The organism is Neisseria shayeganii 871 (assembly GCF_000226875.1).
Classification (GTDB): Bacteria; Pseudomonadota; Gammaproteobacteria; order Burkholderiales; family Neisseriaceae; genus Eikenella; species Eikenella shayeganii.
Map to the genome: position 1 here is coordinate 29,641 of NZ_JH164926.1, position 20,022 is coordinate 49,662.

Genomic DNA, 20,022 nt, shown 5'->3' on the forward strand with positions numbered 1-20,022 from the left:
CAGCCTTATTCAAAATAAAAATCAGCAGTCACACGGGAGCATGCGCCGGCACTATCTAACGAATCGGCCTCGACCAGATAGGTGCGGCTGATATGCGGCTCCAGCTGATTGCGGACTTGGGGCGTGATTTCGGTATCTTGCGACAATAGAATCACTTGTTGCTGCAAACTGCTCCAGTGCCTGAACAAGCCTTGACGATGCGCTTCGTCTAAGCGTGCTAGTGGCGTATCGATCACAAAAGGAGCGTTATAGCGCGTGACTTCGGCCAAAGCAGACACCAACGACATGATCAGAATCTGCATCTGCCCGGCAGACAAATCCACCCGAGTTTCACAACCGTCTCGACCAAACAAAGCCATTCTGCCGCCCGCATCGATGCGGATTTTATCGATACGCTCGTCATGAGCTATAGCACGGTTGATCCGTGTTGCTACCTCACCTACCTCACCGACCTTTTGTTTCATTAACGCTTCGGTCAAATGTATAATCACTTTGTCCACTTCTCCTGCCCGGCGTGATTTCAGCAGTCGCGGATTACTGTCGCTGATACTGTCTTGCAGCCGGGTCACTTCGGTTCTGTATTTTTGACGATTTCTTTCTTGGTGCATCAACTGGTTTTTAACAAGTCCTTTCGTACCGGACAATCTTTCTACCTCGGCATTGGCTTCTTTCAATTGTTCAACTAGACCGTCTTTATTGGTACCTTTGAGTTTGTCGATTTCTTCCTGTACCTGTTTGCGTTCTTGCTCGCGCCGATCCGCTTCTTCCAACAAGCCACCGATTTTGTCCTGCGGCATACTCCCTAGCCTGCCGATTTCATTCTGAATTTCGGCATGCGCATTAACCGATAGATAATTGTGTTGAATGTCTTGCGCACACTCTTCCGGTAGCGGATAAAACAGTTTTTCCCAGCAGTCCTTAACTGCAGCTTTCATCATAGGGTCGTCCAAAATGATACTGGCCGAACGCCCCAAAACCTCTTTCACTTTGTCGTTGGAAACGAATGCACTCCAAAAATCATCTACTTTTTCGGCAATCTGGTCTTTGCCCGCTTCGTGATTCAAGCGGTTTTTTTCCTGATTAAGCTGGATTTGTAGCATTTTGAGGCGGTTTCTTGGTAAGAACGCCAAGGGCATCGATTTTACGGCGGCTTTTACCTTGGCATTGAATTCGTCGATTTCTTGGTCCAGCTTTATTTTTTGCTGTAGAAAATCATCGGATGTGCGGATATCCGCACCACCACCCAATTGCTGGGTCAGGCTGTCGCGCGTGGCTATCCACCCTTCAAGCTCGGTTTGCAGTTTGTCGTATTCTTCTTGGCATACTCCAAATTGAATCTCTGCCGTTTGCAGGGCATGTTCAGCCTTATCTAAGTCTTCCTGCATTTTCTGTGAAGCATTTTCGGAAATACACTTTTTGCGATAGTCACTCAAACTGTTACGCAGACGATCAAGCAATGTGACGCCCAGTAGGCCTTTCAAAGCAATATTGAGCCAATTGCCTGCGCCACTGTGCTGGGCGGCCTGAACAATTTTTTCACCGTCAAAAAAGAAAAACGGCGCATAATCAAACGGCAAAGCATAGGTATGCAAATAGTGGCCGACCTTGTCTTCATCTACGGGTTGATAGCTGCCATTTTTGTAGGTTTCGACAAAAACTTCATTGTCGCCAACCTGCAACCGCTTATTGTCATCAAAATGCCAAGAGCGCTTGATTTTCAAACCGTGTACTTCGTTACGCCGGTTTTGCCGCATTTCGATTTCCAAGCTCATGGGGTATCGACCGTAATTTGGTTCGGCCTGGTGGTGCAAGGCCGCCCTGAGAAAGTCGGGATAATTGGTGTTGTTGCTATTCAGTCCTGCCCGTGTCAAATGGCTGATGGCATCTTTATCGTATAAACACAGATAAATGGCTTCCAGCAAAGTGGTTTTGCCATGGCCGTTTTGCGCACCAATCAGTACGATGTTTCGCTCGTCTTTGGGTTCGGGAAAGCTGAAACAAGCATTGTCGTAAGATTTGAAATTCCGCAACCGGATAGAATGAATCCACATGACTTATTTCTTCCAATAAGTTTTATTATCAAAAACTGCATCAAATACATCGGTCATGCGACGGCGGCGGATACGCTCTTGCTGTTCGCGCTCCCATGCCACCAAATCGGCCAATGCTTCCAAGGAAACACCGTGCTTGGCTGCCGCTTTTTCCATAATTTCTTTAGCGGCGCTGTCGGCCCACAAGAGTAAATCACTGATCTGTTCTTCTGTTTCAGAGTTCATGTATTTTTCCTTTCGTGGGTCTGAATCAAATCTTCCGCCCAAATCTGTTTGATTAAATCAATTTCTTGTTGTGACACCAATTCACTTCCGTAAGCCGTTTGTACCTTTAGCAGATTGTGCAAAATCATTTGCCTTGCCTCCACCGTAAACGGACCGGGAATATGTTTGCCATCTTTGATGGTCAGCGTACCGTTGCGGCGCGTTACTTGGCGGTATTCCGGTTTATTGCGAATATCCATCAACCAATCCCGGAACTCAATCAATGGCTGGAATTCGGTTTTCCCTACATCCACAAAACCTTGTAGGCTGCGGTCTTTATTCACCACGGTACAGGTCCAACAACCGAAACGGCTGGAATTGGTACCGCAACCGGGTGCATCTTCCTGCGACAACACAATCGGACATTCTCCACCCGCAGCCTCGCGGTAGAGTTTGACCAGGGCATCATGGGAACCACCCCACGGCGGGTTGTGAGCAACGAGAAATTCCCATACATCATCGGTGCTCAAGTCCACAATCGGACGGTAAACCAAGGCATTTTTCAAATCACTGTGCGGGGTTAAGTTTGAATTAGCCAGATTTTGATGGCTGTCAATACTAGCCTTGCGCATAGACGATTCGTCTTTACGCACCCCCAAAACAATGATTGCTTTACCGTTCTCATTCACCTTGTTTAGGATATAACCGCTTGTAGGCTGAATTTTCAGACGGTCGGTACACCAGCGCATAGAGCGGTTGGGAGTGGGATAGCCTTTGCCAATCAATAGTGTCCAAAAGGTATCTTGCAATTTGGGTTTGGTGATTTCACCGCTGACCGGCAGCTTGAAAATCTGTGCAGCACGCAGAATCTGCGCCAGAGTATCGCGCATGTGCTTCACCACCAAAGGGCTTTCAACCAAGGTGTCGTTAGAGACAAAATCAATACGCCGCTTTCTCAAACTGGGCGGTAGCGATAGCAATGCCTCAAACACTAAATGGGCCACTAAGGTGCTGTCCTTACCACCAGAGAAAGTCACTATCCACGGATAGTTTTGTTCAGTGCTGAGATATTCGGCACGAATGTTGTTGATAATGTCTGGAAAACCAGCGAGTACGTTATTTTCAATGGGAATAACAGCTGTCATGGTGTCTGGGTACGCAATACAAATGCACCTAAAACAGGTGCAAATAGGATTGTACCTAAAATCGGTGCAATGACAAACCTGCGACTTTCCGTCCACTCTTCTGAACATGTATATTTACGACAAATCCTGATCCGGCGGCGGTTGGAGTTAGGTTTGTCGCAGCGTGCATTAGCAGATCGTTTGGGTGTAATCTATTCTTTTGTAGGCAAAGTAGAAACGGGTGATCGCAGGTTGGATGTGTTTGAATTTATTCAGTACTGTAAAAGCTTAGAATGGGATCCGTTGGATGTTCTACGCCATGTAGTAGCACAGAGTGACAATTAAGTTCCGTTGGTAGTAGGGCAAGGTAGATTGGAAGGTTGCTTTTTCTTCTGTTAACTAGTTGGCACAGTGGCCGCAACGGTTACCATGCCGTTGCGGCCGCTTTTTTCGGCTTGCCGTCGCTATGCCCGGAATGTTTTCAGGTAGCCTTATACCGCCGTTTTCTGCTGTTTGGCCGGGGCGGCGGATTGTCCGAAGCGGGCAAATAATGCGATAATCCGCGCCGTTTTTCCACACTCAAAAAGGCTTCACCACCATGCCGACACCCACCGCCAATGCCATCCGTTTCCTCTCCATGGACGCCGTCCAGCAAGCCAATTCCGGCCACCCCGGTGCGCCGATGGGCATGGCCGAGATGGCCGATGTGCTGTGGCGCGAGTTTCTCAAGCACAATCCGGCCAACCCGCGTTTTGTCAACCGCGACCGCTTTGTGCTCTCCAACGGCCACGCCTCCATGCTGCTCTACAGCCTGCTGCATCTGAGCGGCTACGATGTTTCCATCGACGACTTGAAAAACTTCCGCCAGCTGCACAGCAAAACCCCCGGCCACCCGGAATACGGCTATACCGACGGCGTGGAAACCACCACCGGCCCCTTGGGTCAGGGCATTGCCAATGCGGTGGGCATGGCGCTGGCGGAAAAAATCCTTGCCGAAGAGTTCAACCAGGGCGGCCTGAATATTGTCGATCATCATACTTATGTGTTTTTGGGCGACGGCTGTTTGATGGAAGGTGTGTCGCACGAGGCCTGTTCGCTGGCCGGCACCTTGGGCTTGGGCAAGCTGGTGGTGCTCTACGACGACAACAATATTTCCATCGACGGCAAGGTGGACGGCTGGTTTACCGAAAACATTCCGCAGCGCTTCGAGAGCTACGGCTGGCATGTGGTGCCGAATGTGGACGGCCATAATCCCGAAGCGGTGCGCGCGGCGATTGCCGCGGCCAAGGCCGAAACCGCCAAGCCCTCCATCATCTGCTGCAAAACCCTGATCGGCAAAGGCGCGGCCAATAAGGAAGGCAGCCACAAAACCCACGGCGCACCCTTGGGCGCCGACGAAATCGCAGCCACCCGCGCGCATTTGGGTTGGGCGCATGGCCCGTTTGAAGTGCCGCAGGCGGTGTACGACGCTTGGGATGCCAAAGACAAAGGAGCGGCGCTGGAAGCCGAATGGCAGCGTTTATTTGCCGAATACCAAAGCCGTTTCCCGGCCAAGGCCGCCGAATTTTTGCGCCGCAGCGAAGGCAGGCTACCTGAAAACTTCGATGCCCATATTGACGCCGCGCTGGCGACGGTGTGTGACAAAGGCGAAAAAATCGCCACCCGCAAAGCCAGCCAAAACAGCATCGAAGTATTGGCGCAGGTGTTGCCCGAATTGGTGGGCGGCTCGGCCGACCTCACTCCGTCCAACCTCACCGACTGGTCGAACAGCCGCGCGGTGAGCGCCGAAGCCGGCGGCAATTATTTGCACTACGGTGTGCGCGAATTCGGCATGGCCGCCATCATGAACGGCATGGCGCTGCACGGCGGTGTGAAACCCTTTGGCGCCACCTTCTTGATGTTCAGCGAATACGCCCGCAACGCCTTGCGCATGGCGGCGCTGATGAAGATCAACCCGGTGTTTGTGTTCACCCACGATTCCATCGGCTTGGGCGAAGACGGCCCCACCCACCAGCCGGTGGAGCAAACCGCCACCCTGCGCCTGATTCCGAACATGACGGTTTGGCGCCCCTGCGACAGCGCCGAAAGCCTGGTGGCCTGGGCCGAAGCGGCCAAAGCCGCCGACCATCCCAGCTGCCTGGTGTTTAGCCGCCAAAACCTGCCTTTCGTGCCGCGCAGTGCCGCGCAGTTGGCCGACATCCGCCGCGGGGCCTATGTGTTGAGCGAGGCCGACGGCGCCCAAGCGGTGATCATCGCCACCGGCTCCGAAGTGGAGCTGGCGTTGCAAGCGCAACAGGCTTTGGCCGAACAAGGCGTGGCGGTGAACGTGGTATCGATGCCGTCCACCAATGTGTTCGACCGCCAAGATGCCGCCTACCGCCACAGCGTGTTGCCGCCGCAATTGCCCAAAGTGGCGGTGGAAGCCGGTGTCAGCGACGGCTGGTATAAATACGTGGGCCTGGACGGCAAAGTGGTGGGCCTGGACCGCTTCGGCGAATCCGCCCCGGCCGAGCAGCTGTTTGCCGAATTCGGTTTCACGGTGGACAAGGTGGTGGCCGCGGTGAAAGCGGTGCTGTAAAACATTACCCCAAACATAAAGGCTGCCCTGAACGGGCAGCTTTTTTATGCTGGTGTGGCCGGCGCGATGTGTTTGCTCGGGTCCGACTCCGCCGGCAAAGGAATCATTCGGATGGTTGCCTGCGCGGAAAAATGCCCGTTTTTCTCTTGTATGCGCAGCCGGATTCGGGCAGGCGGGGCAAATTCGGTTATACTGCGCACTTTTTGGCGGCGCCCTTGCGCCGCCGGCATGCTGGATGATTTTGAACGCAATATGTTGAAAAAGTGGCTACATAAAGTATTTCCCGCCAAATCTGCGGCCGTGCGTCCTCGGAAAACCGTGTTGCCTTTTGCCGAGCACGGCATCGAAGCGGGCAGCATCAGTTTCGCGGCCGAGAAAGTGGTGTCGCGCCTGCATCAGGCCGGTTTTGAAGCCTATGTGGTGGGCGGTGCGGTGCGCGATTTGCTGCTGGGCATCGAGCCCAAGGATTTCGATGTGGCCACCAATGCGCGGCCGGAAGAGGTGCGCAAAATTTTCCGCCGCAGCCGCATCATCGGGCGGCGCTTTCAGATTGTGCATGTGATGGTGGGGCCGGAAACCATTGAGGTGACCACTTTCCGCGGCGGCGGTCGGCCGGCCCGCCAAAACGAACACGGCCGCATCATGCAGGACAACAGCTACGGCACCCTGGCCCAAGATGCGGAACGGCGCGACTTCACTTGCAATGCGCTCTACTACAACCCGCAACGCCAAGAAATCACCGATTTTCACCACGGTGTGGACGACATCCGCGCCAAACGGCTGGTGATGATCGGCGATGCCCGCGAACGCTATCAGGAAGACCCGGTGCGTATGCTGCGGGCGGCGCGTTTGTCGGGCAAACTGGGTTTTCAGGTAGCCGAAGACACTGCTGAGCCGATTGCAGCGCAACTGCATCTGTTGCCGAAAGAGCCCTTGGCGCGTCTGTTTGACGAGGTGATGAAAATCCTGTTTTCCGGTTCGGCCGAAGACTGCCTGCGCCAGCTCAAACAGCTGCAGATGGATGCCCGCCCGCTGCATCCTCTGCTGGATGCCGCCCTGCACGGCCTGCCGCCGGCGGGGGAGCATAATATGGTGTCGCTGGCGCTGGCCAATACCGACCGCCGCCTGAAGGCAGACCAATCGGTGTCGGTGGGCTTTGTGTTGGCGGCGGTGCTGTGGCCGCAGGTGCAGCACTACTGGCAGCAACAGCGCCGGCAGGGCAAAAAAGACGATGCGGCTTTATCGGCTGCGATTGCGCAGATGCGCGAAGAAATGGAAAAAGGTTGGGGCGTGCCGCAGCGCTATGCGGCCACCATGCGCGAAATTTGGATTTTGCAGCCGCGCTTCGACCACCGCCGCGGCGCCCGTCCGTTCCGCCTGTTGGCGCAGCAGCGTTTCCGCGCCGCTTACGATTTTCTGCTCTTGCGCGCGCAAACCGGCGAAACCGAACAGCAAACCGCCGATTGGTGGACTGCCTTCCAAGAGGCGGACCAAGAGCAGCGGGTGGCGATGGTGCAGGCGCAGCAGCCCTGCCGCTTGGACGACGAACCGGCGGCGCCGAAAAAACGCCGTCGCCGTCGCAAAAAGCCGGCGGCCAAGCGTGAGGAAACGTCGGCATGAATCCGGTTTACATCGCTTTGGGCAGCAATCTGGCGCAGCCCGTTCGCCAGCTGCAATCCGCCTTGGCTGCTTTGGCCGCCCACCCCTCGGTTCAGGTAGCCGCCTGCTCGTCTTTTTACCGCACCGCGCCGGTGGGCTATGATGAGCAGCCCGATTTCATCAATGCGGTGGCCCTGCTGCAAACCGATCTGCCGCCGCCCGAGCTGCTGCGCGTCTTGCAGGCCGCCGAAGAAGCGGCCGGCCGCGTACGCAGCTTCCGCAACGCCCCGCGCACACTGGATTTGGACATCATCGATTATGGCGGCCAAGTGTGGGACACGCCGGATTTGCAGCTGCCCCATCCCCGTGCCGCCGAACGAGGTTTTGTGATGGTGCCGCTGGCCGAAATCGCGCCGCAGCACCGCCTGCCTAGCCAGCAGCAGACCGCCGCCGAGTTGGCCGCGGCCTTGGCCGGCCAAAGGGTGGTCAAACTGGATGCAACGCTTTTCAGGTAGCCCGGAAGGGACGGCTTTTATGCAAAACAAAAACCGCTATATTGTTGTCGAAGGCGCCATCGGCAGCGGCAAGTCCGCCCTCAGCCGCCGTTTGGCCGAGCATTACGGCTGCCCTTTGCTGAGCGAGGCGGCGGCGCAGAATCCGTTTCTGGAGCAGTTTTACCTCAATGCCGCCAACCACGGCCTGGCCGCCGAGTTGCACTTTCTGCTGCGCCGCGCCGAAATGCTCGGCATCATCGCGGCGGTGGACGAAATCCACGATGCGCATGCCGGCATGCAGCAGCGGGTGGTGAGCGATTTTCTGCTGGAAAAAGACCAGATTTACGTGCCGGCGATTTTGAATGAGGCCGAGCAGACGCTGTATTGGGAAATCAAGCAGAAAATCATGCCCGAATTTCCGGTGCCCGATTTGGTGATTTACCTGCAAACTTCGGCGGAAACCGACGAGCGCCGCCTGCGCAAACGCGGCGAGGCGGCGCTCAATCTGTTCCCGCCCGGCTATTTGCGCCAGATACACGAAGAATACCACCGCTATTTCTACCTCTACGACCGCGCGCCCTTGCTGATTGCCAATGCCGACGAGTTGGATTTGTGCGGCAACGACGAGCATTTCGCCCTCTTGCTGCAGGCGGTGGACAATATGCAGGGCAGCCGTTTCTACCTCAATCTGCACGAATAAATGGCAATAAGGTCTGATGGCTTTCAGGTAACCTGAAGCCCAAGCCGGCTGGTGTAGGTGTGTTCAGGTAGCCTGCGGCAAAGCAGATACCCTTAAAGAAACTTCAGGCTGCCTGAGTTTATTCTGCGGCGGCTGCTCCAAACCGTTCGCGGAACGCCGGCGGGGTTTTGGCCACGCGCTGATCGGCATAATCGAAAAACACCAAGCCGTTTTTGACACGGGCGATTTCCACGCCGTCGCTGCGGCGGCAAAAACGAGTGTAAAGCGCAAAGCCCGCGCTGCCGATGTGGCCGACGGCTACCTGAACCTGCAGCACATCGCCGTGAAACGCTTGGGCACAATATTGAACGGCTGCATCGGCCATAATCAGGCCGGCGCCGAAAACATCCAGTTCGGTGCAGCCGTGGGCCGCCAGAAAGCGGATGCGTGCTTCGTGGGCCAGCCGCAACACCGCATCGTTGGCGAGGTGGTTGCCGTAGTTGATGTCGCCGATGCAGACGGTGAGCTCGGTTTCAAACGCTACGTTGTCGGGCATCGGCACTTGGATGCGTTGCAGGGCGCTCATGCGTTTCTCCTTTGTGTGGTTGGCTGATTGGCCGCCGTATTGTGCAGAATTGACAAGCCGTTGGCAAACCGTGGCACGGGCATCAAAAAGGCCGCGGGGCGCTTTTCAGGTAGCCTCTCGGCGGATAAATGGAATAGGCGGGAAGGAATTTTTTCAAGCAGGCAAAGCAGATAGGTTTGCGGCGTGCCTCAGCGGCAGAAATTTTGCCGCAGGGCACTTGAATTCGTGCCGCCCAGCCTTATTTTGCCTGCACACTTGGCGCGCCGCCGTTTGGAGCGGGCGCTTTCTTAACGGGCCCATCGGGCCGGAAATTTTTCAAACAATTGAATATCGGAGAGAAAATTATGGCCATCCGTCCTTTGCACGACCGTGTAGTAGTGAAGCGTTTGGAAGCGGAAGAAAAAACCGCTTCCGGCATTGTGTTGCCGGGCGCTGCGGCAGAAAAACCCGATATGGGTGAAGTGGTTGCCGTTGGCGAAGGCAAGCTGAACAAAAACGGCGAGCGCCGTCCGCTGGATGTGAAAGTGGGCGACAAGGTGATTTTCGGCAAATACAGCGGCCAGTCTGTAAAAGTGGACGGCGACGAATTGCTGGTGATGCGCGAAGAAGATATTTTCGGTATCGTAGAATAATCCTTCAGGTAGCCTAAGGTTTCGCAAGGGCTACCTGAAAAACTTAAATCATTGATTTTGGAGTAAATAATTATGGCAGCTAAAGACGTACAATTCGGCAATGACGTCCGTCAGAAAATGGTCAACGGCGTAAACGTGTTGGCCAACGCAGTAAAAGTGACCCTGGGCCCGAAAGGCCGCAATGTGGTGCTCGACCGCGCCTTCGGCGGCCCGCACATCACCAAAGACGGCGTGTCTGTGGCCAAAGAAATCGAACTGAAAGACAAGTTTGAAAACATGGGCGCGCAAATGGTGAAAGAAGTGGCGTCCAAAACTTCCGACGTGGCCGGCGACGGCACCACCACCGCCACCGTATTGGCGCAAGCCATCGTGGCCGAAGGCATGAAATACGTGGCCGCCGGCATGAACCCGACCGACCTGAAACGCGGCATCGACAAAGCGGTGACCGCTTTGGTGGACGAGTTGAAAAACATCGCCAAGCCGGTGCCGGAGAAATCTAAAGAAATCGCCCAAGTGGCTTCGATTTCCGCCAACTCCGACGAATCCATCGGCGACATCATCGCCCAAGCCATGAACGAAGTGGGCAAAGAAGGCGTGATCACCGTGGAAGACGGTAAATCGCTGGAAAACGAAGTGGAAGTGGTGAAAGGCATGCAGTTTGACCGCGGCTACCTGTCTCCCTACTTCGTTACCGACATGGAAAAACAGATTGCCGGTTTGGACAGCCCGTTTGTTTTGCTGTTCGACAAGAAAATCAGCAACATCCGCGACCTGTTGCCGGTGTTGGAGCAAGTGGCCAAAACCAGCCGTCCGCTGCTGATCATCGCCGAAGACGTAGAAGGCGAAGCCTTGGCCACTTTGGTGGTGAACAACATCCGCGGCATTCTGAAAACCGTGGCCGTGAAAGCGCCGGGCTTCGGCGACCGCCGCAAAGCCATGCTGCAAGACATCGCCATCCTCACCGGCGGTACCGTGATTGCCGAAGAAGTGGGCCTGTCTTTGGAAAAAGCCACTTTGGAAGATTTGGGTCAAGCCAAACGCATCGAGGTGGGCAAAGAGAACACCACCATCATCGACGGCTTGGGCGACAAAGCTGCCGTTGAGGCCCGCGTGAAAGAAATCCGCACCCAAATCGAAACCGCCACCAGCGATTACGATAAAGAGAAGCTGCAAGAGCGCGTGGCCAAACTGGCCGGCGGCGTGGCCGTGATCAAAGTGGGTGCCGCCACCGAAGTGGAAATGAAAGAGAAGAAAGACCGCGTGGACGACGCCCTGCACGCCACCCGCGCGGCGGTGGAAGAAGGCGTGGTCGCCGGCGGCGGCGTGGCCCTGCTGCGTGCCCGTGCTGCTTTGAGCAAAGTGGAAACCGCCAATGCAGACCAAGAAGCCGGCGTACAAATCGTGCTGCGCGCGGTGGAATCTCCGCTGCGTCAGATTGTGGCCAATGCCGGCGGCGAACCCAGCGTGGTGGTGAACAAAGTGTTGGAAGGCCAAGGCAACTTCGGCTACAACGCCGGCACCGACAGCTACGGCGACATGATTGAAATGGGCGTATTGGATCCGGCCAAAGTGACCCGCTCCGCCCTGCAACACGCCGCCTCCATCGCCGGTCTGATGCTGACCACCGACTGCATGATTGCCGAAATCCCGGAAGACAAACCTGCAGCGCCCGATATGGGCGGCATGGGTGGTATGGGCGGCATGGGCATGATGTAATCCCCACCCGACTGCTTGGAGCCAACCAACCCCGCGTTTCACGCGGGGTTTTTTCTGTCTGCCGTTTTCGGCTGGGGGTCGGCCGCTGAACGGTACCGCGATTTGGCGGGGTGGTGCACGATTGCCATCCGGCCAATAATCTCCTGAGACCTTTGCAAAACCCCCATCTGCGGCGCATTTCTGCGTTGTGCGTTTATGCCCTATGGGTACTGCTCACTCGCTTGCCTATCGTGTGATATGTCTTTCCCACAGGGATTCCTGGCGTTCACGCTCGCTGCGCTGCTACGCCTTGAACTGCATCCGCATCTGGAGGTTTTGCAAAGGTCTCGACCTAGGAGACGGCTCACGCGTTCAGTTTGGTGTTTGATCGGACTGGCCTATAGAACACTTTGATCTTCAAGTTTGTTGCGCTGCTAGGCTTTGCACGGCATCCACACCTGATCAGATTTGGATTGCCGTTTTTCTGGCTTCAGGCTACCTGAAAGCGTTTACAGCGGCGGATACTGTTTGAATGTCGGAAAGCGTTCCGGTGTTTGCGGGCCGCGCCAGCAGGCGAGCCAGACATCGATAAAGCGCGGGCCGGGCGTGGCGTAACGGGGCAGGTGAATCCACGGCACATCGGGGTGCTGGTGGTGGGCCAAGTGCAGGTGGTAATTGAGAAAGACGGCACGCAGCCAGGCGGGTACGCGCAGATTCCACGCGCCGTTGCGGCTGTCGAAGGGGGAAAAAGCGTGGTCGGTGTATTGCAGCGAGCTCCACAAAAAGCCGAAGGCGGCATAGCAGGCCAGCCACGCGCCCCAGGCCCCACCCAAGCCCCACAGCAGCAGAAGCTGAAACAGCAGGGCGGCCCACACTTCGAGGCGGGCGGAGAAGGGCAGCGAATCGAGAATGCCGATGTAGTGCTCGGCACTGGTTTGTGCGCTGCCCTGCCGCCCGAAAGCCCGGTTCAGCAGGCGGCGCAAAAAGGGCGGCGTGAAGGCGTAGAGCAGTACGCCGAACACGCTGACCGGCCAATAGAGTCCGCTAAAAATGGCATACCATTGCGCGTATTTGAGCCAGCGGATGTCTTCGGGGTGCTGGGTGTCGAACTGCTCGGCCGGCGAACGGTTGTGGCGGTGGTGGAGCAGGTGGAAGGCGCGCTGCACGGAAAAGCCGGTGGGAAACCACAGCGCCGCCCAACGGCCGGCCCAGCGGTTGACGGCGGGATGGGGCGAGAAAACGCCGTGCACGCACTCGTGCAGCAGGGCGAAAACAGTGTTGTTACTGAGGCCGAACAGCAGCACGGCAGGCACGGCCACTGGCCACGGGGCATAGGCGGCCAGCGCCAGCAGGGCAAAGTTGAGCAGGCTGGCGGCGGCGAGAATCAGCAGATTGCGTTGGGCGGGAATGGGGTGGGGTGGGGTCATAGTCGGATGGGTTTCAGGTAGCCTAAGGCTGAGAACAGGCTACCTGAAAGCAAAAAAGCGGCAGGGTGGGCCGTTTGTGGATGGTTGGGTGGATCGGGCGGCCGCATCAGCTCAGCGGTGGCTCGGTTTCGGTTTCCATGGCGGCCAGCGTGGCCTGATAAGCGCTGATGGCGCAGACGCCGGGGTCGGTGATGCCGGCCAGTTTCAGGCGCATGCGTTCCACCACCACAAAATCTTTTTTCAGAAACGCCAGATACAGGCTGCGGGCCAGCCACAGCTGCACGCGGCCGAAGCGCGCGCCGCGCGGGATGCCGACGGCGGCAAAGGCCAGTGTTTGGCGCGCCTCGGGCGGGGTGTCGGGCAGGTCTTGCGGATACAGGGCGAAAATGCCGGTGGTGCGGAAAGGCCCGACGCGGCTTTCCACCCTGATGGCGGTGCCCGCACAGGTGTGGACGAGGTCGATACAGCCGCCGGAGAGCTTCTGCATCAGCCAGCTGGATAGCCCGCCACGCGGCAGCACGCGGGTGCGGTAAGTCATTTTCAGGGTGCGGTCGGGCAGGGCGTCGAACACCGGCTCGCCCACCACTTCGCGCTGGTGCACGGCCACCATGTGGCCGAGGTCGTAGCCGTTGCAGATCATGGCGCGCCAGTCGGCCGCAATGCGCTCGGGGCCGGCGGTTTGCCAATGGTGGGCGGCTTCGGCCTCGGCAAACGGCGGGGGCGGCGGCTGTTCGGCGGGCGGATGCAGCCACACCAGGCCGCAGTATTCGCGGCAGGGCCAAGAGCGGGCGGCCAGCCGGCAGCCGGCCTGAATGGAAGTATTAGCCGGTGTGGGTTCTGCCTCGGGCGTGATGCGGCAGGCATGCAGACCGCAGAGCAAGTCGTTGCCGGCCACGCGGCTGTGCTGCAGGTGGGCGCCCATGTGCGGGCAGAAAGCATCGGTGGCGCGCAACGCGCCGTCTTCGCCGCGGTAGAGCACCCATGGCCGTCCGCCTAAGTAGCCGCTGATGACGCCGCCGCAGCGGATGCGGTCGGAGCGGGCCACCACATACCAGCAGTGCGGCCAGTGTTTCCATTGTTCGGCGGGGTCGGGCGGGGCGGAGAGAGGGGCAGTCATCAAACAGTCGGTTTCAGGTAGCCTTGAGGGTGGTGGGGCAGCGTTGGCCAACATCAGCGGCGTGGGCGGCGGCCCAGCCAGAAGCCCAGCCCGCCCAGCAGCAAGGCTGCGCCGATGCCGCCGCCCAGCAGCCAGTTGCGTTGGGCGGTGAGCACCGGATTGTCGAACATATTCACCGAATAATGGAAGTTGGCAATCAACCAGCGGCCGTCTTGGCGCACCATGGTGGCGCTCCATTGCGGGGTGACCGTCCACGTTTCGCCGTTGTTCAGCTCGTAGCGGTCGCGGCTGCGGCCGAAGGCAACGGCGGTGTCGCCGCCGTAGAGGTGGGAGAGGGCTTCCACTTCAAATTCGGCGGTGACGTTTTTCACCACCGCACGGTCTCCTTCCATCATCTGTTGGAAGTATTGACGGATGCCGTCTTTGCCGATGATGCGGTCGCCGTTCATGGTGGAAAACACCACATTGTCGGTGACGTTATTGAGCAGGGTATCGAGTCGGCGAGCGTTAAGCGCGTCTTGCATGGTGTCGCGCAGGGCGCGCAGTTCGTTGTGCAGCTGTTCGTCGGCGGCCGCTGTTATGGCGGCGGCAGGTGCGGAAGCGGCGGTTTCGGCCCGGGCGGTGGCGGACAGCGGCAGCAGCGGGGCGCACAATAAGAGGCCGGTCAGCCAGCGGGCGGATAAACGGTTCATGATATATACCTTATTATAAACATTTAAATACTCCTCTTTTCATCATTAAATAATAAGTAGCTTTTTCTTTCTTTTGATTCGCAATCTGTTTTCCATAACCCGTGAAAATTATGTTTGTAAACATTATTTTGATGAAAAGAGTCTATTTTATATTTCCAGTTATTTTATTAATACGGAAATTATATTGATTTGAAAATTCTATCTTATCGGTTTTTGTATCATAGTATTTTTCTGTTAATATCAGAACCAATATAGAATCTTGATCATTTTTAAATTTAATAAAATCCTGAATTTCAATGTTATCTTCAGGTGATATGGATAAATATTCTTTTCTCACATACCTTTCATTAACAAAGTAGTATAATAGATAACCATGAATTCCTTCTTCATCCTCTTCTTGAATAAGAAGTATTTTTTCGGTATCGCTAATAAATAAAAAAGGTGTTAAAACATAAGCATCTGTAACGATCAAGTCAATTTCTTTATTATTAGCATATAGTTTTTTTCCTCCTACATTTTCTTTCTCATCTAAATAACTTTTTAGTTCTACCGAAAATTGAGAAAATTCATAAATTCCATTGGGATCAACAGAACTCCATTTTTCATATGTAAAAAAAGAGCCTATTTTATTATTTATGTGGGATATTGATTGCTTTTCGGTTAATCTAATTTTATCTGCTTCATATGGCGTAAAATTTTCTTTATGGTTACAAGAAGAACAAAAAAGAAGAAGTAAAATAAATTGTATAATAAACATCTCTCTCATTGTTTAGTGTTGTTTTCTTGTTTCTCTTTATCGGGAGGTGCTAATCTAACATAAAATGCTGAGCTCTCTTTTTGTGCTGTCCCTCTTCTTGGGTCTTTAATATTTGCAATACCCAAATGCAAATGTCTAGCTATTAAGCTTATTATAGTTTTATAGTTATAGGCTGGTTTACAGCATTTGCAGCGCTTCCGCTCAACCGAATTATATCTCCTGATTTAATAATTTGTCCTATAGATACTGGCGTTTTATTCAAATGAACGTAACGCAAAAATCTTTTAGTTGAAACGCTGTAATTCGCCTTTTCCAATCCCTATTGCTATTCATGTTCCCCAATTTCCGTCATTTTGATTAACTGTAACAACAGTTTCATTCAGACAAGCTTGAATATGGGTTCCCGTTGGAGCAGATATATCTAAATCGTGATGATTTTTCGTTACTCCATTTCGAACTCTACCAAAAGATAAGCCTTTGGGATTATGTGTACCAGAATAATGATATAAAGTGATCTCTGGTCTATGGAGTCGGCAGTGTTCAGGTAGCCTGTCGGCACCCAATCAGGCTACCTGAAAACATAAACAGGCCGCTAAACGCCGGCCAATACCTTCACATGCTCGGCCACGCTGCGGGCCAGCGGCGACAGGGTGTAGCCGCCTTCGAGTGAGGAGACGATTTTGCCGTTGCAATAGAGCTGGGCGATCAGCATGATTTGCTGGGTGACCCATTTGTAGTCGGCCTCCACCAGGCCGAAATTGCCCATTTCGTCTTCCAAGTGGGCGTCGAAGCCGGCGCAGATAAACACCAGTTGCGGCTCGAAGGCGTGCAGCTTGGGCAGCCAGACTTCGCTCACCATGTCGCGGAATTCGGCGCCGCGGGTGCCCGATTTCATCGGCGTGTTGATGATGTTGGGGTTGCTGCCGATGGGTTTGTCGCCGCAATAGGGGAAGAAGGGATGCTGGAAGCAGGAGAGCAGCATCACGCGGTCTTCGTCTTTGAAGATTTCTTCGGTGCCGTTGCCGTGGTGGACGTCGAAATCGATGATGGCGACGCGCTCCAAACGATATTCGGCAATCGCGTGCATGGCGCCGACGGCGACGTTGTTGAAAAAGCAGAAGCCCATGGCTTTTTCGGTTTCGGCGTGGTGGCCGGGTGGGCGCACGGCGCAGAAGGCGTTGGGCACTTCTTCGTTCATCACCATGTCCACCGCCTTCACCACCGCGCCGGCGGCATAACGGGCGGCTTTGAGGGTGCCGCTGTTCATGGCGGTGTCGGTATCCACGCGGTAGGTGCCGGTGTCGGGCTGCACCGATTCCAGATAGTTGAGATAGCGTGTGGGGTGCACCCGCGCCAGCTGGATGTCGCTCACCAAGGGCGCTTCCACTTCCTGAAGAAAATCGAACAGCTGCGCGCTCATCAGGCGGTCGCGGATGGCAGACAGGCGGGCGGGCGCTTCGGGATGGCCTTCGCCCATATTGTGACCGAAGCAGGCCGGGTGGGTGATGTAGGCCGTCATGCCCATGCTGCTGGAAAAATGGCTCAACCATTCGAACATGGCGCGTTCTCCTGTTGTTGTTTTTGTTCGGCGGGCCGCCTGCCAAGGGCGGCTTCCGCCCGCATCATAAGCCTGTGCCGCTGTGCGGGCAAGGGCGGCGGCGCAAAAAGCCGTCTTTTGTCAAACGGCTCCGGCAAACGGCAGGAAAGCGTTTCAGGTAGCCTGTTCCGCCTTTATAATGCGGCCTTTTCCTATTCTGCTTTTTTGTGCCATGACCGACTCCATCCGCCTGCCTGCCGCCGAATTGAAACCTTCCACCGTGCCGCTGCCCGGCTCGAAAAGCATCAGCAACCGCACCTTGCTGTTGGCCGCTTTGTCGGACAATGCCTGCCGCATCGAGTCGTTGCTGCAGTCCGACGACACCCGACATATGCTGAATGCGCTGGACGCGCTCGGCGTGCGCCTGGAGCGGCACAGCGACACCTGCGTGACCGTACACGGCTGCGGCGGCCGCTTCCCGGCCACTCAGGCGGATTTGTTTCTCGGCAATGCCGGCACCGCCTTCCGCCCGCTGACGGCGGCGCTGGCCCTGCAGGGCGGCGATTACCGCCTGCACGGCGTGCCGCGCATGCACGAGCGGCCGATCGGCGATTTGGTGGAAGCTTTGCAGGTGGCCGGTGCGCAGATCGACTATCTCGGCACGGACGGCTATCCACCGCTGCACATCGGCCCGCGCCGCGCCGACGGCAGCCGCCGCATTCCGATTAAGGGCAATGTGTCCAGCCAGTTTCTCACCGCGCTGCTGATGGCTTTGCCGCTGGGCGGCGGGGCGGCCGAAATCGAAGTGGTGGGCGAGCTGATTTCCAAGCCCTATATCGATATCACGCTGAATCTGATGGCGCGTTTCGGCGTTCAGGTAGCCCATGAGGATTACCGGCTGTTCAGGCTACCTGAAAACGCGCGCTATCGGGCGCCGGCGGTGGTGCAGGTGGAAGGCGACGCCTCCAGCGCGTCCTACTTCTTGGCGGCCGGTTTTCTGGCGGGCACGCCGGTGCGGGTAAGTGGCATTGATGCGAACAGCATCCAAGGCGATGTGGCTTTTGCCCGCGAGTTGGAAAAAATCGGTGCCGACGTGGTGTGGGGCGAGCATTTTATCGAAGTCAGCCGCCGCCCCGGCCAGGCCGTGCAGCCGTTTGATCTGGACGCCAACCACATTCCCGATGCGGCGATGACGCTGGCGGTGGTGGCGCTGGCCAGCGGTGCGCCCTGCACCTTGTGCAACATCGGTTCTTGGCGGGTGAAGGAAACCGACCGCATCAGCGCGATGGCTACCGAGTTGCGCAAACTGGGCGCGGAAGTGCGCGAAGAAGCGGAAGCGCTGCACATTGTGCCGCCCGCACAGCTGACGGCCGACGCCCGTATCGACACTTACGACGACCACCGCATGGCGATGTGTTTTTCTTTGGTGTCGCTGCTGGGCGTGCCGGTGGTGATCAACGATCCGCAATGTGTGAACAAAACCTTTCCCGAGTATTTTTCGCTGTTTGCCGGCTTGAGGGCGTAAAGACGGGCGTAAGGTCTCAGCTCAGTAATGCCTTTGCAGTCAAGTGGCCGTGCCCGCCTCGTGCGGGAACGTGTGTTGAAATTGAGCCAGCTGTGCTTGGGTCAAGCCAAAGTGCATAGCCCCGGGCTTTAATGGTTCCATTTTCTCCCCCGAATGAAAGGGAGCACTATGGGACAAGTCCTTCATGAAAGATGTTCCGGTTGTTTGTTGGCGCGAGGTTTTGCAAAGGTCTCAGGCTACCTGAAAGCGGGTTTCAGGTAGCCTGAGTGCATTGCCATTATTGGCCGGCCTGCTTGGCCGCCACCCTGCGGCGGCGGTTTTCTTTGGGGTCGATGAGCAGCGGGCGGTACACTTCCACCCGGTCGTGCTGCCGCAACGGTGTGTCGTCGGCCACTTTTTTGCCGAAGATGCCGATGGGGGCGGCGGCAAAATCGACATCGGGAAACTCCGCCGCCAGCGCAGACAGCAACACGGCTTGGCGGGCGGTGGTGCCGCAGGCTACCTGAAACGCCAGCAGGCGCTGTTTGTCGGGCGAGGCATAGGCCACTTCGATGTCAAGCATAGCGTTTGTCGGCTTCTTTGATGAAGGCGTCCACCAGCGTGCCGCTGATGTGGCTGAACACGGGGCTGATCAGGGCGGAGAGCACGCTGCTGGAAAATTCGTATTGCAGGCGGAATTCGATTTTGCAGGCATCGTCGCCCAGTGGGATGAATGTCCAAGTGCCGCGCAGGGTTTTGAACGGGCCTTCGAGCAGGTTCATGCGGATTTCGCGGCCGGGGATGTTGTGGTTGTGGGTGGCGAAAGACTGGCGCACTTTCATGTAGTCCATAAACAGTCGCGCCTGCAGCTCGTTTCCACTTCGCGAGATGATTTCGGTTTTGCTGTACCACGGCAGAAACTGCGGGTAATCCTCCACCCGGTCCACCAGCTCGAACATTTGCTCGGCGGTGTACAGCACCAGCACGTTTTTTTCTATGGTTTTGAGCGACATCACGCAATTCCGGCAACAGAAAAGGCGGCATTATATCGCCCGTCCGGTAAGGAATCCACCGCCGCCGACTAAGGCTTTCAGGTAGCCTGAGACCTTTGCAAAACCCTCATCTGCGGCGCATTTCTGCGTTGTGCGCTGCTCGCTCGCTTGCCTATCTAGATGATATGTCTACGCTCGCTGTGCTGCTGCGCCTTGAACTGCATCCACATCTGAGGGTTTTGCAAAGGTCTCAGCCTGAAAGGCGGCCGGGCTTGGCGTGGGCCGGCTTTTAACAAAACTTAATCTGTCTTTGCTCGGCAGAATGGCAGGGGTGGCGGTTTTTCCCTATAATCC

Annotated in this window: 19 protein-coding genes and 1 pseudogene; 9 read left to right on the forward strand and 11 right to left on the reverse strand. The window is 56.1% G+C overall.

The genetic code is table 11. The features are described 5' to 3' along the window. Positions 1 to 5: 5 nt before the first annotated feature. The 3 genes from dndD to dndC are packed head-to-tail and all read right to left on the reverse strand — an operon-like array spanning position 6 to position 3,400. Positions 6 to 2,051: a DNA sulfur modification protein DndD gene (gene dndD / locus HMPREF9371_RS00095; protein ID WP_009117720.1), complete on the reverse strand. Its 2,046-nt coding sequence runs from the start codon at positions 2,049 to 2,051 to the stop codon at positions 6 to 8. Between the two features lie 3 nt (positions 2,052 to 2,054). Next, the gene (locus HMPREF9371_RS00100) at positions 2,055 to 2,276 is read right to left on the reverse strand and encodes a DNA modification system-associated small protein (protein ID WP_009117721.1); all 222 of its coding nucleotides are present in this window, start codon (positions 2,274 to 2,276) and stop codon (positions 2,055 to 2,057) included. Then, a complete protein-coding gene (gene dndC, locus HMPREF9371_RS00105) occupies positions 2,273 to 3,400 on the reverse strand; it encodes a DNA phosphorothioation system sulfurtransferase DndC (RefSeq protein WP_009117722.1) in 1,128 nt (375 codons plus the stop codon). Before dndC ends, HMPREF9371_RS00100 begins: the two co-directional genes overlap by 4 nt. Positions 3,401 to 3,469: 69 nt before the next feature. On the opposite strand from dndC, the gene HMPREF9371_RS11125 reads away from it, so the two are divergent. From HMPREF9371_RS11125 to HMPREF9371_RS00125, 5 genes are all read left to right on the forward strand, one after another. After that, on the forward strand, positions 3,470 to 3,724 hold the full coding sequence (locus HMPREF9371_RS11125) for a helix-turn-helix domain-containing protein (protein ID WP_009117723.1): 255 nt from the start codon (positions 3,470 to 3,472) through the stop codon (positions 3,722 to 3,724). 253 nt (positions 3,725 to 3,977) lie between these two features. After that, entirely contained in the window at positions 3,978 to 5,957 is a 1,980-nt protein-coding gene (gene tkt, locus HMPREF9371_RS00110) for a transketolase (protein WP_009117725.1), read from the forward strand. Positions 5,958 to 6,209: 252 nt separating this feature from the next. Next, a complete protein-coding gene (pcnB, locus tag HMPREF9371_RS00115; RefSeq protein ID WP_040660533.1) occupies positions 6,210 to 7,577 on the forward strand; it encodes a polynucleotide adenylyltransferase PcnB in 1,368 nt (455 codons plus the stop codon). After that, positions 7,574 to 8,071 carry a 2-amino-4-hydroxy-6-hydroxymethyldihydropteridine diphosphokinase gene (gene folK / locus HMPREF9371_RS00120; RefSeq protein ID WP_009117727.1) on the forward strand — a complete coding sequence of 166 codons (498 nt, stop codon included), beginning with the start codon at positions 7,574 to 7,576 and terminating at the stop codon, positions 8,069 to 8,071. Before pcnB ends, folK begins: the two co-directional genes overlap by 4 nt. Positions 8,072 to 8,090: 19 nt before the next feature. Then, the gene (locus HMPREF9371_RS00125) at positions 8,091 to 8,750 is read left to right on the forward strand and encodes a deoxynucleoside kinase (protein ID WP_009117728.1); all 660 of its coding nucleotides are present in this window, start codon (positions 8,091 to 8,093) and stop codon (positions 8,748 to 8,750) included. 118 nt (positions 8,751 to 8,868) lie between these two features. Here HMPREF9371_RS00125 and HMPREF9371_RS00130 read toward each other — a convergent pair whose 3' ends face one another. After that, entirely contained in the window at positions 8,869 to 9,315 is a 447-nt protein-coding gene (locus HMPREF9371_RS00130; protein WP_009117729.1) for an acyl-CoA thioesterase, read from the reverse strand. Between the two features lie 344 nt (positions 9,316 to 9,659). Here HMPREF9371_RS00130 and groES point away from each other — a divergent pair, with 344 nt between their 5' ends. From groES to HMPREF9371_RS12860, 3 genes and pseudogenes are all read left to right on the forward strand, one after another. Continuing rightward, positions 9,660 to 9,947 carry a co-chaperone GroES gene (groES, locus tag HMPREF9371_RS00135; RefSeq protein ID WP_009117731.1) on the forward strand — a complete coding sequence of 96 codons (288 nt, stop codon included), beginning with the start codon at positions 9,660 to 9,662 and terminating at the stop codon, positions 9,945 to 9,947. Positions 9,948 to 10,019: 72 nt separating this feature from the next. Further along, entirely contained in the window at positions 10,020 to 11,663 is a 1,644-nt protein-coding gene (gene groL / locus HMPREF9371_RS00140; protein ID WP_009117732.1) for a chaperonin GroEL, read from the forward strand. 152 nt (positions 11,664 to 11,815) lie between these two features. Further along, positions 11,816 to 12,056, forward strand: a pseudogene (locus HMPREF9371_RS12860) (ATP-dependent exonuclease). A gap of 95 nt (positions 12,057 to 12,151) precedes the next feature. Here HMPREF9371_RS12860 and HMPREF9371_RS00145 read toward each other — a convergent pair. From HMPREF9371_RS00145 to HMPREF9371_RS00165, 5 genes are all read right to left on the reverse strand, one after another. Further along, a complete protein-coding gene (locus HMPREF9371_RS00145; RefSeq protein ID WP_009117734.1) occupies positions 12,152 to 13,069 on the reverse strand; it encodes a fatty acid desaturase in 918 nt (305 codons plus the stop codon). 106 nt (positions 13,070 to 13,175) lie between these two features. Continuing rightward, the gene (locus HMPREF9371_RS00150; protein ID WP_009117735.1) at positions 13,176 to 14,186 is read right to left on the reverse strand and encodes a Rieske 2Fe-2S domain-containing protein; all 1,011 of its coding nucleotides are present in this window, start codon (positions 14,184 to 14,186) and stop codon (positions 13,176 to 13,178) included. Between the two features lie 53 nt (positions 14,187 to 14,239). Further along, on the reverse strand, positions 14,240 to 14,878 hold the full coding sequence (locus tag HMPREF9371_RS00155) for an SgcJ/EcaC family oxidoreductase (RefSeq protein ID WP_009117736.1): 639 nt from the start codon (positions 14,876 to 14,878) through the stop codon (positions 14,240 to 14,242). 142 nt (positions 14,879 to 15,020) lie between these two features. Continuing rightward, positions 15,021 to 15,635, reverse strand: a complete 615-nt coding sequence (locus HMPREF9371_RS00160) for a hypothetical protein (RefSeq protein WP_156786954.1) — start codon at positions 15,633 to 15,635, stop codon at positions 15,021 to 15,023. Between the two features lie 592 nt (positions 15,636 to 16,227). Further along, positions 16,228 to 17,193, reverse strand: coding sequence for a histone deacetylase family protein (locus tag HMPREF9371_RS00165; protein ID WP_009117739.1), 966 nt, complete (start codon positions 17,191 to 17,193; stop codon positions 16,228 to 16,230). Positions 17,194 to 17,404: 211 nt separating this feature from the next. Between HMPREF9371_RS00165 and aroA the strand changes: the two genes are divergently transcribed. After that, entirely contained in the window at positions 17,405 to 18,697 is a 1,293-nt protein-coding gene (gene aroA, locus HMPREF9371_RS00170; RefSeq protein ID WP_009117741.1) for a 3-phosphoshikimate 1-carboxyvinyltransferase, read from the forward strand. A gap of 277 nt (positions 18,698 to 18,974) precedes the next feature. Here the strand turns inward: aroA and HMPREF9371_RS00175 are convergent, their stop codons facing one another. Beyond that, positions 18,975 to 19,259 carry an RnfH family protein gene (locus HMPREF9371_RS00175; RefSeq protein ID WP_009117743.1) on the reverse strand — a complete coding sequence of 95 codons (285 nt, stop codon included), beginning with the start codon at positions 19,257 to 19,259 and terminating at the stop codon, positions 18,975 to 18,977. Continuing rightward, complete coding sequence (locus tag HMPREF9371_RS00180) at positions 19,252 to 19,689, reverse strand: type II toxin-antitoxin system RatA family toxin (protein ID WP_009117744.1); 438 nt, start codon at positions 19,687 to 19,689, stop codon at positions 19,252 to 19,254. Before HMPREF9371_RS00180 ends, HMPREF9371_RS00175 begins: the two co-directional genes overlap by 8 nt. Positions 19,690 to 20,022 lie beyond the last annotated feature (333 nt).